The sequence below is a fragment of the Nonomuraea muscovyensis genome (assembly GCF_014207745.1).
Classification (GTDB): domain Bacteria; phylum Actinomycetota; class Actinomycetes; order Streptosporangiales; family Streptosporangiaceae; genus Nonomuraea; species Nonomuraea muscovyensis.
Genome location: NZ_JACHJB010000002.1, coordinates 2,706,642 through 2,722,676, shown reverse-complemented (window position 1 = coordinate 2,722,676; position 16,035 = coordinate 2,706,642). Strand labels below are relative to the sequence as shown.

Below are 16,035 nucleotides of genomic sequence, written 5' to 3'. Positions count from 1 at the left end.
TCAGCGATTCCTTACCGCTTGGGGGAGGGTGTCGAGCATGGACGCCTGCGCCAGGTAGACGCGGGTGGCGCCCGGGTCGCCGGCGATGGCCCGCAGCCCCGCCATCGCCGCGGCCAGCCGGGAGGTGTCGCGGTCCTGCACGCCGGCCACGCGCGCCTCGCTGCGTGGGATGACCTGGTCGAGCAGGACGGCCCGCCGCCGCGTCGCCCACGTGTCGAGCGCGCCGGGCCCGGCCTCGCCGGCCAGCACCCGGGCGAGCGTCCGGCCGAGCTCGACGGCGTCGTGGATGCCGGCGTTCATGTTCAGCCCGCCGGCGGTGGAGGTCAGGTGCGCGGCGTCGCCGGCGAACAGCACCCGGCCGCACCGGTACGAGGGCAGCACGCCGCGGGCCAGGCCGTACCGGTCGGCGCCGACGACGCGGACCGGGCGGCTGACTCCGGGCAGCGCCCGCCGGACGAGGGCGGCGACGCTGGAGGTGGCCAGGGGGTTGCGGGCGTCGCACGGGATGCGCACGATGATCCGCCAGTGGTCGGGCAGGGCGAGCAGGCTGCACGACTGGCCGACGTCGCGCACGTACGTGAGCGGTGCGAGCCGCGGCAGCAGCTCGTCCAGCGGCGAGTCGGTGAAGACCCGCAGCGCCTGGGTCGGGTAGGCGACACGGTGGAACGGCAGGCCGAGCGAGCTGCGCACGGTGCTGTGGGCGCCGTCGGCCGCGACCACGTACCTGGCCCTGGCCCAGCTGCGGCCCATCCGGATCCGCACCCCGGTGCCGCCCTCGGCCAGGCCGTCCACCCGCGTGCCGAACCGCACGTCCGCCTCCGGGACGGCCTCCAGCGCCGACAGCAGCAGCGGGGTGAGCACGGACTGCTCGGCGTGCAGCCGGAACGGGTGCCGGGTCAGCCCGTCGAGGCTGCCCATCCCCATCTCGGCCAGCACGAGTCCGGCCCGGTCGCGCCACTGGACACGGTCCACCACCCGGCCGCGGGCGATGAGCGGCTCGGCGACGCCCAGGTCGTCGAGCAGGTCGAGCGTGGCCGGGTGGAAGGTGGAGGCGCGCGACTGGGAGCCGAGCCCCTCCTCCCGCTCGAACACGGTGACCGGCACGCCGGCCCTGGCCAGCGTGAGCGCCGCCGTCAGCCCGACGGGCCCGGCGCCGACCACGATGACGCCCTTCATGTCCGCTGCCCCTGCGCCGCCGGACGGTGCGGCACCCGGCCCAGCCCGATCGGCATGCCCGTCACCCGGGACAGCGCCCACCACGCGCTGCACAGGTTCGAGGTGAGCAGGACCCGGTCGTTACCGGCGCCGATCGGGACCAGCGCGGGCAGCGTCAGCATGCCGGTGCCGCTGATCAGCACCACGGCGTCGTCCGGCAGGCCCGCCTGCTCCACCTGTTCGACCAGCTCGGCCTGGGCGACCTTGTACGGGGCGAACCTGCCGCGGGCCCGCACCTCGACCACCCGCCCGACGTGCACGCCGGCCGCCTTCCAGAACCGCTCGGCCAGCTCCGTCAGCCACGGCTCGTACGGCGAGACGAGGATGATCTCCTCGGCGCCCAGGTGCTCGATGGCCTCCAGCGTGGCCAGCGTCGCCGTGGCGAACGGCACGCCGAACCGTCTGCTCAGCTCGTCGCAGGCGAGGCGGTCCTCGTCGGGGCCGAGCAGGTAGCGCGAGCCGCTGCACGCCGAGACGATCGCGTCGAGGCGCAGGCCGCCGAACGAGCAGATCATCGCGGGCAGCGCCTCGTTGTAGGTCTCCAGCCGTTCGGCCAGCGTCAGGCCGGGCCGTACCGGGAACCGGGTGACGTGCATGTCGGCGCGGGAGCCCAGCAGGCGGGCCAGTTCGGGTTCGGCGGCCGGGTTGGCCGGGGGCACGATCACGCCGGCCCTGCCGCGGCTCATGTGGTCCTCCCGCTCCGGTGGTCCGGCCGGGCCCGCGGCCCGCCGGGTGGGACGGCCTGCCCGTCGAGGGCGAACAGAGCGCGCACGGCGTCGGCGTAGCTCTCGCCGAGGGAGGAGCCGGCGTTGCTGGTGAGCTGCGTGATGGGGGGCGCGAGGAAGGCGTCCACCACTCGCTGGATCGCCAGCCGGACCTCGTCGCGCGCCGCGTCGTCCAGGGCGGGCGCCCGGGCGGCGAGCCGCCCCAGCTCGGCGTCCGCGACGGCGTCCGCCCGGCGCCGCAGGGCGATGACGACGGTCCGCGCCCCGGACGCCGCCGTCCGCAGCCGCGACGCGGCCCGCCAGGCTCCCGCGTCGTCGTCCCGGGCGCGGTCGTCCGGCAGGACCGGTGTGGGGGCGAGGGCGGCGGCCATCAGCAACCCGACCAAGCCGCTGCCCAGAAGGCCGCCTCCCGTCGGGCGCGGGCCTCGTCCTCCTCGGTGGTCCCGAGCGAGGTGACGAGCCGGGCGCCGTCGAGCCCGGTGCGGTCGAGCCCGGTGCGGTCAAGCTCGGTGCGGTCAAGCTCGGTGACGTCGAGGCGCACCCCGGCGCGCTCGGCGCCGAGCAGGTCCACCGCGGCCCCGATCACGGTGTCGGCGAACTCCTGCCGCTGTTCGGCGGCGACGTCGTCCGGGCATTCGACCTTGATGGTGACCATGGTCTCCTCCTGCGGTTGGGGGTTGTCAGGACGCGTGCTCGAGCACGTGGTCGATCACGCTGATCGCCTGGTCGGACACCAGCCGGATGTGGTGCAGCCGGTGCACGGTCCGCTCGGGGGCGCGCTCCGCGGGGCGCTCGTCGGGCTGCGCCGCGGGGCGCTCGGAGGCGGTCGCGACGCGGTCGCGGAGGGTGCCGGCCGGGGGAGGCGGCAGGTGCCGCTCGCCGCGTGAGGTGACCTGGTAGGGGTGCGGGTACGGCCTGCGGACATCGTCGGCGATCATGACAACTCCTAGTTCTTGACGGCCCTGTGTGCGGACAGGTCACGCGTGCCGAAGCGGGCGAGCTCCTCCTCGGCCTCGTCGCGCACCTGGACGAAACTGGCGCGGAGCTCGGTGAGGAGCCGCCGCAGCATGATGTTCTCCGCCTCGACCTCGCGCCGGGACATCCGCACGGCCCGGCGGCGCGGCCGGCCGGCGACCCGCATCAGCGCCACGGTGCCGAGCACCAGGGCCACCACCAGGCAGCCCACCAGCACCGAGGCGAACCCCGGCAGCGGCCCGTCGAGCACCGGCTGGTCGACCAGCGCCGAGGCGCCGGCCACGCCGAGCGCGCCGCCGAGCATGCGGGCGGTGTTGATGGCGCCGACCGCGGAGGCGTACTGGGTGGGGTGGGCGGCCATCGTGCCGACCGTGAACGTGCCGGTGGACAGCGCGCCGAACCCGCCGCCCAGCAGCAGCGCCGCCAGCATCGTCCACCAGGTCGGGTAGGGATGGGCGAGCATGAGGGCGCAGCCGCCGCCGAGCGCGAGGGCGCCCGCGTAGATGACGCCGTTGAGGCCGATGCGCCGCCCGGCCAGCATCGCCAGCGGGCTGGAGACGATCATCGCGATCGAGATCGGCGTCAGCCAGAGCCCGATGGTGACCGGGTCGAAGCCGGAGGTGCGCAGGTACAGCGGTCCCATGGTGAGCACCACGAACGACGCCGCCCCGTACAGCAGGGACGCGCCGCCCGCCCACAGGAAGCCGGGCCGCCGCCACAGCCCCATGTCGATCGCGCCGGCCGAGTGGCGCCACGAGGTGGCGACGGCGCCCGCGAGGAGCAGCCCGGCGACCGCCGCGCACGCCAGCGTCCGGCCGGAGGACCAGCCCCAGGTGCCGCCGCGGGAGACCGCGAGCACGACCGCCGTGATGGCGCCGATCAGCAGCACCGTCCCGAACACGTCGGGGACGCGACGGGCCATGTCGCGCGAGCGGGGCAGCATCGGGGTCAGCATCAGCAGCGCGGCCGCCAGACCGGCGCTGGGCAGGAACAGCCCGCGCCAGCCGTACTCGGAGACCAGGAGCCCGCCGCCGGCCTGCAGCGTCAGCGCGCCGATCCCGGACGACGCGCTCCACAGAGCCACGGCACCGGCCCGCTTGTTCGCGGGAAGTTCGCCCAGCAGCAGGCCGAGCGAGGCGGGGAACATCAGCGCCGCGCCGACGCCCTGGGCCAGCCGCCCGCCGAGCAGCAGCGGCCACGACGTGGTCGCGATGACCGCCGCGGCGCCGAGCCCGTACAGGGCCAGCCCGAAGGCCAGGACGGTGCGCCTGCCGAGCAGGTCGGCGAAGCGGCCGGCGGTGGCCAGCAGCGCGGCGACGGCGGCGAAGTTGACCGTGCTCACCCAGGTGACCTCGGTCATCGGCAGGGAGGCGGCGATGGGGTCGCCGCTGAGCACGGGGATGGCCAGCGTCGTCGCCGTGCTGTCCGCCATGATCGCGATGACCACGCCACAGGCGATCAGGCGGAGCACGGCGAAGCGTCCCCGGACCCGGGCCCGTGGCCGCGCCACGGGGCCCATGAACGGTCCGGCGACCCGCTCGCCGACGGGGGACAGCGTCATCGCGGCGTCTCCGCGAGGTCCCTGCGGGCGACGGTGACGGGGTCAGGACGGGGGATCTCGGGACGGTTGGGCACGCTGGCCGCGACCATCCGCTCCGTGAGCCCGGTGTAGCGGCCGGGCACCCGCGTGCCGGGCTGTGCCCTGCCGCCGACCAGCGACATGACGACCTGCGAGGCCAGCGTCAGGTGCTCCGCGCAGCGGCGGCTCACCTTGGCCTCCAGCCCGGCGACCTGGGCCAGGCGCAGCCGCAGCGGCTCCAGCGAGGCGGTCCGCTCCAGGCCGTCCAGCTCGGCGAGCCGGTCGGGCCAGCGCAGCTCGCGGCCCAGCCGGGTGCGGACCTCGGTGGCGATCTGGTCGTCGGGGTAGTTCTCCTGGCGCAGCCGCGTGCCGATGGCGAAGGCCGTACGGGCCGTGCGGCCGTAGTCGGCGAGCCGGCCGGACAGCGCCGTGTCGAGCACGCGCACCCGGTGGACCAGTAGTTCGGCGCTCCAGCCGAGCACCATGAGGCGCTCGGGGCTGACCTCGGTGTGCCAGCCGGCCAGCCGCAGCTCGCGGGCCATCCGGTGGTAGTGCACCCAGCGGTCGCCGTTGCCGTCCACCCACACCTCCACGCCGCCGAGCGGCAGGTTGGCGACGTGGACACGCTTGGTGTCGGGAACCACGCGGGCGCAGATGCGCTGGATCACCCGGTCCGGTGCCAGGACGGCCCTGGGCCGCCTGGCGAACCAGGAACCGTTCTGGGTTTCGACGGTCACCTCCGGCCACCTCCTCGCCGGCGACTCTCCAGAACCGTCCGGCTGTCAAGTCTCACTTTCCACGTGTCGCACTGATAGTGACGTCGTGCCGGAAGATGTGTCAACTGGTACTTTTCAATGGGTATGGACAAGAGGCGGGCGGACGCCCGCCGGACCGGGCGCGACACGCTCGCGCCCGGCCTCCCCTACGCTGGGGGCCCTGACGGGCGCGGCAGGAGGTGCGGGGTGGCGAACTTCGCCGAGCGGCTGGACCTGGCGCTGCGCAGGCGCGGCTTCAGTGGCGCCCAGGTGGCCGCCGAGCTGACCAGGGCGGGCATCCCGATCACCCGCGCCTACGTCAGCCAGCTCCGCACGGGCAAGCAGACCAACCCGACGCTCCAGGTGCTGCGCGCCCTCGCCTCCTGTCTCCAGGTCAGCGTGGGCTGGCTGGTGGGGGAGGAGCGTCTGGAGTCGGGCGCCGCCGACGACCCGCGGCTGGGAGGTCTCGCCGGACTGTCCGAGGGCTCACAGGACGTGGTGCGCGGCGTGATCGAGCTGGCCCGCCGGGCCGAGGGCCTGTCCGAGCCGGCCGCCCCGGAGCCCGCGGCGGAGACCCTCGTGCCGGCCCCCGCGCTCGCCGCGCCCCAACTGGCCGCGCTCGGTGATCGGCTGCGCGGGCTCCGGCTGGCCGCCGGCCTGTCGGCCGAGCGGGCCGAGGCCGCCCTCGGCCGGGGCGCCGTCCGGATCGAGGCCGTCGAGGCGGGCCGTGCAGCCCCGCCGCCCGCCCTCGTGGAGCGCCTGCTCGACCTGTACGGCGTGGCCGCGCTGCCGGTCCGCGAACACGTCCTCTCGCTGGCCCGGGGCGAGCGGGAGCCCGCCTGGTGGGACGCCGGCTCGGTCCCCGTCTGGCTGGCCACCACCTACGCCCTGGAGCAGCGGGCCTCGGTCATCCGCACCTACCACCCGCAGACGGTGCCGCCGCTGCTGCAGACCGAGGACTACGCGCGGGCCGCGATCACCGTGGCCGGCCTCGACACGCTCGGCCAGGACTCCCTCGACGCGGCCGTGGGGCTCGTCCTGGCCCGCCAGGAGATGGTGGCCGAGGGTCGCGGCCCGGTCGTGTGGGCGATCATCGACGAGGGCGTGCTGCTGCGCGTGATCGCCGAGCCGCGCGTCCATCTCGCCCAGCTCGACGCCCTCATCGGCCACGCCAAGCGGCCCAACGTCTCGCTGCACGTCGTCCCCATGCAGGATCCCGCCTATCTGCCGCGCACGGGGCCGTTCACGCTGTGGCGTTTTCCGGAGGCGTTCGAGCCCGACATCGCCTGCGCCCACGCCGTCGAGGCCGACGAGCTGATCACCGATCCGGCCGCCGTCGAGGCCTATCACCAGGCGTTCGCCAAGCTCTCGGTCACCACGACCACGCGCGACGAAACGCTCGAGGTGCTGAACACATACCGTGACCGCCTCACCCGGTGAAGATCAGCAATAACCTGGAAACGGATATTTCCTCATTCCGTTTCGCTCCAATGGGTTGTTTTGTTGGGACATTTGGCTCATTTTTAACTTGGTCTTCCGAGTAGGGGTCGAGGCCGGAACTTCCCGATAGAGGTTGTCGAGGGGAAGGGGCGATACGCAAATGCGTCAACGTGCCATCCGAAATTTGGCCAAGCTGAACACGACCCAGGCGCGTATCACCCGTATGCTCGACGCCGCCGCGGGAGGCAAGAACAATTTCGTCGCCGACCGCGAGGCGGTGCGCCGCTACGACGAGGCCGCCCCCGTCACCACCGCAGCGGCGCGGGCCGTGCTCGACTTCCTGGCGCGCGTGGTCAGGCACCTCGCGGCCTGCGGCGTCGACCAGTTCGTCGTCATCGGCAGCGGCGTGCCCAGCGGCCTGCCCACCGGCCGCCAGCTCCACGACCTGGCCCGCCAGGCGCCCGGCCGTCCCGACGCCCGCGTGCTGTACGTGGAGAACGACCCGATGGTGCTGGTCAACGCCCAGGCCACCATCGAGCCGGTCACCGACCTCGTGCGGGTGGTCGACGGGGACGCCGCCCAGATCGAGGACCTGCTCGCCGACCGCGTCGTGCGGACCTTCATCGACTGGGACCGGCCCGTGGGCATGCTGCTGGTCTCCACGCACGGCCTGGACGACGAGGAGGCACGGCACGCCGTCAAGTGCCTGGCCCACGCCGCCGCCCCCGGCAGCTACCTCGCGCTGCTGCAGACCACCTTCGACGGGATCCCGCCGGAGCTGCTGCCCGCCATCGAGGACCTGCTGGCGATGACCCTGCCCGGCCACGTCGTCCGCGGCCGGGACGAGGTCGCGGCACTGCTGGAGGGCATGGAACTGGTGGAGCCGGGGCTGGTGTGGGTCAGCCGGTGGCGGCCCGCCGGCACCACGCCGCCCGCCGACGCCACCCCGCCCGCCGTCTCGGGCAACTACGGCGCCGTCGCCCGCATCGTCTGACCGCCGCGCCCCGCGGCCCGGCGAGGCGTCAGTCCCACCAGAACGACCAGGTGTGCCCCCCGATGATCTGCTCGGCGTAACCCCGCAGGTCGCCCGGCCCCTGCACGACGTTGTCCGGGCAGAACGCCCAGTGCTCGGCCGCCACGTGCAGCGCGTGCTCGGTGTCCACCGGCGGCGCGGCCACGCTCAGCTCCAGCGTGTTGAAGCCCACGCACACCACCCGCGCGCCGAACCTCTCCTCCCAGCTCCGCACCACCGCCGCCAGCGGCACCATCCACTCGTTGTGGTGCAGCGCCCCCTGCCAGCCCATCACGGCCAGCGCGTCGGCGCCGCGGCGGGCCGCCACCAGCCCGAGCGGCATCCCCCGGGCGGCGAGCCGGTCGGCGTACCAGTCGGCCACCTCGCCGGGGTCGGCCTTCGGCACCCCCGGGGCGGCCAGGCCGGGACAGAACGCGCCGTAGGGGTCGAGCTCCTCCAGCGCCCCGGCCGGCATCTGCGCCACCCACTCCTGCCACACCTCGGTCATGAACCCCTCGGCCGTGAAATGGTCGATCTGCGCCGCCTCGTCGGGCACCACCTGCCCGATCGACCAGGGCTGCGCCGACTCGTCGAGCAGCACCGGCCACAGGCCGCTGCCGGCGTGCTCGGCGCGGAAGCCCGCCCACTCCCGGCCGGTCACCGGGACGTCGCTCATCCAGAACGCGGGCCGGACCGGCTCGCCCTGCCCGGTGTAGCCGGCGTCGGGCCAGACGACGTCGCCCGGCGGGAGAGCGGCCGTGAGCGCCCGCCCCCTGCCGCCGTCGGCGAACAGCTGGCACAGCTCCTGCGGCAGCCGGTGATCGTTCATGCCCTACCGTTCCGATCTGGACCCGTCGGGGAGATGGTAATGCCGAGCACCGACACGCCCTCGGGGGCCGGGACATTTGTCCCGCGCGATCCCGGATCGATGAACCTTCTGCGGGAGGGAGGGGGTCCGCGACCGTGGAGTCATGAGAATTCTGCTGGCTACGGCCGTGCTGCTCACCGGATGCGCCACCGGCGCCGGGAGCGCGGTCGCTCGTACGGACACCGCCGATCCCGCGGTCGTCAGGACGGACCGGGGCGCGGTGCGCGGCACCGTGACCGGAGACCACCGCCTGTTCCAGGGCATCCGCTACGCCACCGCGGGCCGCTGGGAGTCGCCCCGCCCCGCTCCCGCCTGGCAGGGCGTCAAGGACGCCACCAAGCCGGGCGCCATGTGCCCGCAGGTCGGCACCGACTACGCCGACACCCGCAGCGAGGAGGAGGACTGCCTCTTCCTCAACGTGACCACCCCAGGCGGGACCCGCCCGGCCGCCGGCGCGCGGCGGCCGGTGATGGTGTGGGTGCACGGCGACGGCGCGGTGGGCGGCGGCCACTTCTCCGACGCCCGCGCGCTGGCCGACAGGGGGGTGGTGGTCGTCACGATCAACTACCGGCTCGGCGTCTTCAACGGCTTCGGGTATCCCGGCCTGCGCGACGCCGGCGCGTACGGCCTGCAGGACCAGCAGGAGGCGCTGCGCTGGGTGCGCCGCAACGCGGCGGCCTTCGGCGGCGACCCCGGCAACGTGACCCTCTTCGGCGTCTCCTTCGGCGGCCTGGCCGTCAACGCCCACCTCACCGCGCCCGCCTCCAAGGGGCTGTTCCACCGGGCGATCCTGCAGAGCTCCCCCGCCATGCTCGACATGCCGGCGGGCAGCATGGTGCCCGGCCTGGAGGCCGTCGAGTCGTTCGGGTACCGGACGCAGGAGGAGGTCACCGCCATGGGGCGGCTGTTCGCCCCGCAACTCGGCTGCTCCGACCTGGCCTGCCTGCGCGCCCTGCCGGTGAAGAAGATCCTGGACGTCCCGCAGATCATGAACGCCTTCCAGGTGTACGCCCACGGCGGCGCCACGCTGCCCACCAGGCCGGACCGGGCGCTGCGGGCCGGGCGCTTCCACCGGGTGCCGGTGCTGGCCGGCGCCACCAAGGACGAGCACCGCATCTTCGTCGGGATGAACTACAACGTGCAGGACAAGACGCCCGACTACCCGGCGCTGGTGCGCACGGCGTTCGGCCGCAGGGCCCCGGCCGTGCTCCGGGCCTACCCCGTCAAGGCGTACGGGTCGCCGAGCCTCGCCTGGGCCGCCGTGCTGACCGACCGCATGTGGGCCCGCGGCACCCACGAGCAGAACACCCTGCTCGCCCGGCACGTCCCCGTCTACGGCTACGAGTTCGCCGACCGGAAGGCGCCGATGTTCCTGCCGTTCGAGACCGACTTCGACTGGGGCGCCTACCACGCGGGCGACCTGCCGTACCTCTTCCCCGAGCGGAAGGTCCGCTTCACACCGGCACAGCGCGGCCTCGCCGACCGGATGGCCGGCTACTGGACGAACTTCGCCCGCACCGGCGACCCGAACGGCGCCGGCCTGCCCGCCTGGCCGCGGGTGAAGGACGGCACGCTGTCGCTGGCCCCGGACGCGGTCCGGCCGATCGACTACGCTGCCGAGCACCGGCTGGGCTTCTGGAAGTAGGCGCACACCCCGTGATCAGGATCATGATCGCCGAGGACCAGGGCATGATGCGCGACGCCCTGGCCCTCCTCCTCGGGCTGGAGGACGACCTGGAGATCGTCGCCCGGGTGCCGTCGGGCGACGCCGTCGTGCCGGCCGCGCTGGAGCACCGGCCCGACGCGGCGCTCCTCGACATCGAGCTGCCCGGCCGCAGCGGTCTCGACGCGCTGCCCGAGCTGCGGGCGGCGCTGCCGGAGTGCGCGGTGCTGATCCTGACGACGTTCGCCAGGCCCGGCTACCTCCGGCGGGCGATGGAGGCCGGCGCCGCCGGGTTCCTGGTCAAGGACGGGCCGGTGGAGGAGCTGGCGGCGGCCGTTCGCCGGGCAGTGGCGGGGGAACGGGTCGTCGATCCGGCCCTGGCCGCCGCCGCGCTCAACGCGGGCCCCAGCCCGCTGACCGCCCGCGAGCGCGACGTGCTCGCGGCGGCGCTCGACGGGTCCACGATCGCCGACGTGGCGGCCCGGCTGCACCTGTCGGAGAGCACGGTGCGCAACCACCTCTCCTCCGCCATCGGCAAGACCCACACCCGCAACCGGATCGAAGCGGCGCGCCTGGCGCGTCACAACGGATGGCTGTAACCCCTTTCGACGCGGTGCTCCGCGACCTCCACGGCGTCCTGCGCCAGGTCGAGCACACTGTCCAGGCCGACATCGAGGCCCGCTACGGGCTGCCCCTGACGGCGACCGGCTCTCCGGCCCGGCCCGCCGCCTAGCCGGCGGCCATGTCGAAGAAGCGCCGCTCCAGCTCGACCGCGCGGGCGAACACGTCGAGCACCCGGCGGCGGCGCGGCTCGTCCATGCCCGCGCCCAGCCGGTCCAGCTCGCCGCGCAGGAACCGCACCCAGCCCCGGAACTCCACCCCGTCGTGCAGCTCGATCCACTCGCGGTGCACGAACCTCTCCGGCAGCGGCGCCACGGCGCGTGACGCCCATCCGAGATACGTCCACTCGGCCACGCACAGCACCGCGACGATCAGCGCGTAGTCCTGCGAGGTGCGGGCCTGGTCCATGAGCCGCCGGAACTCCTCCGTCACCGGCTCCGGCGCCGCCTCCGTGCGCCCGCCCAGCTCGGCCAGCGCCCGATGGAAGTACGTCTTCTCCTCCGTCGTCGCCACCTGCCCCAGGAAACGGCCGTACGGGACCCGCGCCTCGAACGAGTCGGCGCAGGCCACCGCCGCCCCGAGCAGGGCGGTGAAGGAGTCGACGAACTGGAAGTCCTGCTCCAGGTAGCGCCGCATGGCGTCGTCGGCGACGGTGCCGGCGTTGATCGCCATCGCGAAGGGGTGCGTCACCACGGTGGTCCACTCGTCCGCGCACTGCTCGCGCAGCCAGTCGCTGAAGGATCGCTCGCTCACGCGGCCACTGTAGAGGATCACCGCGCGCCGCCGCCGATGGGCGCGCTCCGGCCCGGCCGCCTGTGAGCTCGTTCCCGGCACGATCGCGCCCGGGCGTGTTTCCGGCACGACCGCGCCGACCGTGCCGGAAACGTCAGCGGCCCGGACCGTCAGTAGCCGCCGTACGGCGACCCGCCCGACGACTTCGTGGGGGAGGGGTGCGTGCCCGAGTGCGTCGGCGACGAGGAGGGCGTGGCCCCCTGCGAACCGCCCGAACCGGCCGGCCGGATCAGCCCCAGCAGACCGTGCTTGCCGCCGTCGCTGCCGGCCGCGAACCACAACGCGTTCTCGCCGCCGTTCTCCGCGGTGCCGGTCTCCAGGTCCCACAGGCCGGGCAGCGCGATCGGGCGGCCGTCGGAGCCGCGCAGCGCGCCCAGATGGCGCCCCTGCCGGTAGGCGTGGATGGTGCCGTCGCCGAAGTTGCCGACCAGCAGCGCCCCGGCGTACGCGCCGCGCGGGGCGGCGGTGATCGCCCACGGGGCGTTGAGCCCGGTGCGCGCGATGCGGCCGGTCAGGCGGCCCTCGCCGTTGAAGCGGCTGACGAAGCCCTTGCCGGCGCCGGGGACGGACTTGCCGGTCGCCGGGTCGCGCAGCGCGTACGCCACCCAGATGTTGCCGTTGGCGACGGCGACGTTGAACGGCGAGTAGTTCGACGGGATGTCCGGGTCACGGAACTGCCAGCGCTTCAGCGGGATGCGCCGGAACTCGGAGTTCCAGGCATGGATGCGGCCGCCCGCGAAGTCGGCGGCGAGCAGGTAGTCCTGGTCCTCCGTCTGCACGAGGGCCAGGCCCTTGTAGTCGGCGCCCCGGGTGAACGCCGCGATGACCGCGTTCTTGGGGTCGGCCTCGGCGTTCCAGCCGGTGATCGCGCCGCTGGGGCTGGCGAAGATGAACGTGGCCGGCTTGCCCTTGACGGTGAACCCCTCGGTGGGATTGTGCACCTGCCCGGTCGGCGCGCCGCCCGGGATGGCGACCTCCGTCTGCTCCTTCCGTCCTGTGCCGGAGTACACGGTGGCGGTGCCGGTGCCCGTGCCCGACACCCACAGCGTCTTGCCCATGGCCAGCCCCCACGGGTTGACCAGCTTGGGATCGGTGACGGGGGCTTTGCCCCGGACGTCGGACACGAGGTTCACGACCTCGTACCGTGGCCGGGGGGTGGCGTGTGCGGGGGTGGTGGCGAGAGTGGCGCCCAGAACGACCGCAACAGCGCAGAGTGTGATGATGCGTGGCCGCATCCTTGCCTCCTTGTTAGCGCTTGTGACGCGAGATACGCGGGAGCCGGGTCGCCAGGTTCAGTTATGGTCCGGAAATATCGGCAGATACGTTTCTTACGGGCCGTATGCGGGAGAGGAATGGATATGAACGTGCTGGGAATTGACATCGGCGGCTCCGGCATCAAAGGGGCGCCCGTCGACACGACGGCGGGGAAGCTGATCGAGGAACGTCACCGCATTCCCACCCCGAACCCGGCCAAGCCGGGCCCCGTCGCCGAGGTGGTGCGCGAGCTGGTCGGCCACTTCTCCTGGACGGGCCCCGTGGGAGTGACCTTTCCCGGTGTGGTGCGCGACGGCGTGATCAAGACGGCGGCGAACGTCCACGACTCGTGGATCGGCGTGGACGCGGGCGAGCTGTTCGACGGCGCGGCGGTGCTCAACGACGCCGACGCGGCCGGCATCGCCGAGATGACGTTCGGCGAGGGGCGGGAGCGGCCTGGCACGGTCCTCGTGCTGACGTTCGGCACGGGCATCGGCAGCGCCCTGTTCGTGGACGGCGTCCTCGTGCCCAACACCGAGTTCGGTCACCTGGAACTGCACGGCAAGGAGGCCGAGCGCCGCGCCTCCGACCGCGCCCGCGAGGAGCACGACCTGAGCTGGCAGAAGTGGGCCGAGCGGGTGGAGGAATACCTCAAGCACATGGAGATGCTGCTGTCGCCCTCGCTGATCGTGGTCGGCGGCGGCGTCAGCAAGAAAGCGGACAAGTGGTTGCCGCACGTCCGCCTCGACACGCCCGTCGTGCCGGCCGCGCTGCAGAACGAGGCCGGCATCGTCGGCGCCGCCCAGATGGCCGCCCTGGCGGACTCGGCCGCCCCGCACGGCGCGGACGTGCCGCCGCGCGACCGCTGACCTGCAAGATCGAAAAAGTCGTCCCGGGAAGGCAACCATCGGGCCTCCGCGGGAGTCCAACCTGTGACCGCGACCGTCCACGACGACGACTCTGGGGAGAGTGGGCCCGCCGTGGGCGGTCGCGGTGCAGGGACGACCGTTTGTGCCCCGGCCGGGCCTACTCCCGCCGTCGTAGTACGGCGCATGGTCATCCCTGTGTCGTACGTCAGGTATCTCCCCCAGGGTGACGACCCGGGGGCGGTGCGCGGAGGACGATCTCGTCCATGACTGCCACCGACAAGTCCCCTACGTTCCTGCGTGTCGCGCTCCTCCTGCAGACCCTGGCGCTCCTCCTCCAGGCGGTCACCGCCGGGCTGCTGCTGTCCTCGCCCGGCGGGCGCACGACGCACGCCGCCTCGGCGGTCGCCGTGCTGGTCACGGTGCTGCTGCACCTGGTCGCCGCGCTGCTCGCCCGGCGGTCGGACGTCATCCTGCCCGCCGTCGGCATGCTGGTGATGACGCTGGCGCAGATGGCGCTGGGCGTGCTGCACCTGAAGACGCTGCACGTCCCGCTCGGCGTGCTGATGTTCGGCGGGAGCATGCTGCAGCTCGGCAGGGTCTGGGCGGGCCGCCGCGTCACCGTGGCCACGGCGTGACGATGACCAGGCGGGGGGCGCTGCGCCTGTTCGGCCTGGGCGCGGCGGCGGCGGTCTCGGGCTGCTCGCTGCTGGGCCGCACCCCGCTGCCCCTGCTGCTGACGAGCAGCGCGCCGCCGCCCAAGCCGTACACGGTGCCGCTGCCGTTGCCCGCGGTGGCCAAGCCGCACCGGACCGACGCCACGACCGACTACTACGAACTGGTGCAGCGCGCGGCCGAGGTGGAGATCCTGCCCGGCCTGCGCACCCCCGTCTGGGGGTACGACGGGAGCTTCCCCGGGCCGACCATCCGGGCGCGCAGCGGCCGCCGGACGGTCGTGCGCGTCTCCAACGGGCTCACCGTGCCGACGGTGACCCATCTGCACGGCGGGCACACCCCGCCGGAGTCGGACGGGTATCCCACCGACCTGGTCCAGCCGGGCGCCCGCCGCGACTACGTCTTCCCGCTGGAGCAGCGGGCGGCCACCCTGTGGTACCACGACCACCGCATGGATTACACGGGCCCGCAGGTGTGGCGCGGACTGGCCGGGTTCTTCCTGGTCGGCGACGACGAGGAGGCGGCCCTGCCGCTGCCGGCCGGGGAGCGGGACCTGCCGCTGCTGATCTGCGACCGCTCGTTCGACGCCGACGGCGCCATGCCCTATCCCGCCCGCCCCGACGGGCCCGGTGCCCGCGAGGCGTTCATGGGCGGCGTGCTGGGAGACGTCATCCTCGTCAACGGCGCCCCCTGGCCGCGGCTGGGGGTGGACCGGGCCCGCTACCGGCTGCGGCTGCTCAACGCCTCCAACGCCCGTACCTACGAGCTGGCCCTGTCGCCGGGCGGGAGGCTGGTGCGGATCGGCGGCGACGGCGGGCTGCTCACGGCCCCGGTGGCCGTCGAGCGGGTACGGCTGGCGCCGGGCGAGCGCGCGGACGTGGTCGTCGACTTCGCGGCCCATCGCGTGGGCGACCACGTCGAGCTGCGCAACCTCCTGGGGGAGGGCGCCCAGTCGAGGGTGATGCGCTTCACCGTCGAACGCGACGCCCGCGACGACTCGGCGATCCCGCCGGCGCTGTCCCGCGTCGAGCGACTCGACCCCGCCCAGGCCGCGGTGACCCGCGACTTCGCGTTCACCAGCGGCGACCTGCACGGTCACACCGGCTGGCTGATCAACGGCAAGCCCTTCGACGTCCGCCGCGTCGACGCCCGGCCGAAGCTCGGCCAGGTCGAGATCTGGCGGCTGACCAGCGACGTCGCCCACCCCGTCCATCTCCATCTGGACCACTTCCAGGTGCTGTCCGTCGGCGGCGAACGCCCCGCCGGGCCGCCGGAGTGGAAGGACACCGTCGAGCTGAGGGAGACGCAGACCGTGGAGATCATCACCCGTTTCACCGGCTACCGCGGCCGGTACGTCATGCACTGCCACAACCTCGAACACGAGGACATGGCCATGATGAGCACCTTCGAGGTGGTCTGAGGCCCGACTTCCACGCCTTCCTGACCCGGCTGCCGCACGAGCCGGCCTTCGGCGAGGAGGACACACCGGGCCGGTTCGCAGGAACACCCGCAAGGACAGGACGCTGCGGATCGAGGTCTTCCTGTTCGCGCTGCCGGTCGGCGACGGAAGGGTCCGCCGGGTGGAGTCCGTCACC

Annotated in this window: 18 protein-coding genes; 8 read left to right on the top strand and 10 right to left on the bottom strand. The window is 73.7% G+C overall.

Going from position 1 to position 16,035, the window contains the following annotated elements:
• From FHU36_RS29270 to FHU36_RS29240, 7 genes are read right to left on the bottom strand one after another with little or no spacing between them, the layout of a single operon-like run.
• A complete protein-coding gene (locus FHU36_RS29270; RefSeq protein ID WP_185086987.1) occupies window positions 1-1,176 on the bottom strand; it encodes an FAD-dependent oxidoreductase in 1,176 nt (391 codons plus the stop codon).
• Window positions 1,173-1,901 (bottom strand): maleate cis-trans isomerase family protein, encoded by a 729-nt coding sequence (locus FHU36_RS29265; protein ID WP_185086986.1) that lies wholly within the window; start codon window positions 1,899-1,901, stop codon window positions 1,173-1,175. Before FHU36_RS29265 ends, FHU36_RS29270 begins: the two co-directional genes overlap by 4 nt.
• Window positions 1,898-2,326, bottom strand: a complete 429-nt coding sequence (locus tag FHU36_RS29260) for a glutamyl-tRNA reductase (RefSeq protein ID WP_185086985.1) — start codon at window positions 2,324-2,326, stop codon at window positions 1,898-1,900. Before FHU36_RS29260 ends, FHU36_RS29265 begins: the two co-directional genes overlap by 4 nt.
• Window positions 2,311-2,595 carry a tautomerase family protein gene (locus tag FHU36_RS29255; RefSeq protein WP_185086984.1) on the bottom strand — a complete coding sequence of 95 codons (285 nt, stop codon included), beginning with the start codon at window positions 2,593-2,595 and terminating at the stop codon, window positions 2,311-2,313. The genes FHU36_RS29260 and FHU36_RS29255 overlap by 16 nt, the downstream gene beginning before the upstream one ends.
• 25 nt (window positions 2,596-2,620) lie before the next feature.
• On the bottom strand, window positions 2,621-2,878 hold the full coding sequence (locus FHU36_RS29250) for a hypothetical protein (RefSeq protein ID WP_185086983.1): 258 nt from the start codon (window positions 2,876-2,878) through the stop codon (window positions 2,621-2,623).
• An 8-nt stretch (window positions 2,879-2,886) separates the two neighbouring features.
• Window positions 2,887-4,476: an MFS transporter gene (locus tag FHU36_RS29245; RefSeq protein WP_185086982.1), complete on the bottom strand. Its 1,590-nt coding sequence runs from the start codon at window positions 4,474-4,476 to the stop codon at window positions 2,887-2,889.
• Window positions 4,473-5,231 carry a hypothetical protein gene (locus FHU36_RS29240; RefSeq protein WP_185086981.1) on the bottom strand — a complete coding sequence of 253 codons (759 nt, stop codon included), beginning with the start codon at window positions 5,229-5,231 and terminating at the stop codon, window positions 4,473-4,475. The genes FHU36_RS29245 and FHU36_RS29240 overlap by 4 nt, the downstream gene beginning before the upstream one ends.
• Before the next feature lie 225 nt (window positions 5,232-5,456).
• Between FHU36_RS29240 and FHU36_RS29235 the strand changes: the two genes are divergently transcribed.
• Together FHU36_RS29235 and FHU36_RS29230 are read left to right on the top strand one after the other, a co-directional pair.
• A complete protein-coding gene (locus tag FHU36_RS29235; protein WP_185086980.1) occupies window positions 5,457-6,689 on the top strand; it encodes a helix-turn-helix domain-containing protein in 1,233 nt (410 codons plus the stop codon).
• A 184-nt stretch (window positions 6,690-6,873) separates the two neighbouring features.
• Window positions 6,874-7,683 carry an SAM-dependent methyltransferase gene (locus FHU36_RS29230; RefSeq protein WP_246502598.1) on the top strand — a complete coding sequence of 270 codons (810 nt, stop codon included), beginning with the start codon at window positions 6,874-6,876 and terminating at the stop codon, window positions 7,681-7,683.
• Between the two features lie 28 nt (window positions 7,684-7,711).
• Here FHU36_RS29230 and FHU36_RS29225 read toward each other — a convergent pair whose 3' ends face one another.
• The gene (locus FHU36_RS29225) at window positions 7,712-8,530 is read right to left on the bottom strand and encodes a DUF4253 domain-containing protein (protein ID WP_185086978.1); all 819 of its coding nucleotides are present in this window, start codon (window positions 8,528-8,530) and stop codon (window positions 7,712-7,714) included.
• Window positions 8,531-8,672: 142 nt separating this feature from the next.
• Between FHU36_RS29225 and FHU36_RS29220 the strand changes: the two genes are divergently transcribed.
• Genes FHU36_RS29220 through FHU36_RS29210 form a run of 3 tightly spaced genes read left to right on the top strand, consistent with a single transcriptional unit; the run spans window position 8,673 to window position 10,965 of the window.
• On the top strand, window positions 8,673-10,214 hold the full coding sequence (locus FHU36_RS29220) for a carboxylesterase/lipase family protein (protein WP_185086977.1): 1,542 nt from the start codon (window positions 8,673-8,675) through the stop codon (window positions 10,212-10,214).
• A gap of 11 nt (window positions 10,215-10,225) precedes the next feature.
• Complete coding sequence (locus FHU36_RS29215) at window positions 10,226-10,831, top strand: response regulator transcription factor (protein ID WP_185086976.1); 606 nt, start codon at window positions 10,226-10,228, stop codon at window positions 10,829-10,831.
• Complete coding sequence (locus FHU36_RS29210) at window positions 10,822-10,965, top strand: hypothetical protein (RefSeq protein ID WP_185086975.1); 144 nt, start codon at window positions 10,822-10,824, stop codon at window positions 10,963-10,965. The genes FHU36_RS29215 and FHU36_RS29210 overlap by 10 nt, the downstream gene beginning before the upstream one ends.
• Here the strand turns inward: FHU36_RS29210 and FHU36_RS29205 are convergent.
• Both FHU36_RS29205 and FHU36_RS29200 read right to left on the bottom strand, forming a co-directional pair.
• Window positions 10,962-11,606, bottom strand: coding sequence for a TenA family protein (locus tag FHU36_RS29205; protein WP_312891905.1), 645 nt, complete (start codon window positions 11,604-11,606; stop codon window positions 10,962-10,964). The two genes, FHU36_RS29210 and FHU36_RS29205, sit on opposite strands and share 4 nt — an antisense overlap.
• Before the next feature lie 149 nt (window positions 11,607-11,755).
• On the bottom strand, window positions 11,756-12,880 hold the full coding sequence (locus tag FHU36_RS29200; RefSeq protein ID WP_185086974.1) for a TIGR03118 family protein: 1,125 nt from the start codon (window positions 12,878-12,880) through the stop codon (window positions 11,756-11,758).
• 123 nt (window positions 12,881-13,003) lie between these two features.
• Here FHU36_RS29200 and ppgK point away from each other — a divergent pair, with 123 nt between their 5' ends.
• From ppgK to FHU36_RS29185, 3 genes are all read left to right on the top strand, one after another.
• A complete protein-coding gene (gene ppgK, locus FHU36_RS29195) occupies window positions 13,004-13,768 on the top strand; it encodes a polyphosphate--glucose phosphotransferase (protein ID WP_185086973.1) in 765 nt (254 codons plus the stop codon).
• Between the two features lie 263 nt (window positions 13,769-14,031).
• Window positions 14,032-14,403 (top strand): hypothetical protein, encoded by a 372-nt coding sequence (locus FHU36_RS29190; protein ID WP_185086972.1) that lies wholly within the window; start codon window positions 14,032-14,034, stop codon window positions 14,401-14,403.
• 2 nt (window positions 14,404-14,405) lie between these two features.
• Window positions 14,406-15,860 (top strand): multicopper oxidase family protein, encoded by a 1,455-nt coding sequence (locus FHU36_RS29185; protein ID WP_185087721.1) that lies wholly within the window; start codon window positions 14,406-14,408, stop codon window positions 15,858-15,860.
• The last annotated feature ends 175 nt before the right edge of the window (window positions 15,861-16,035 follow it).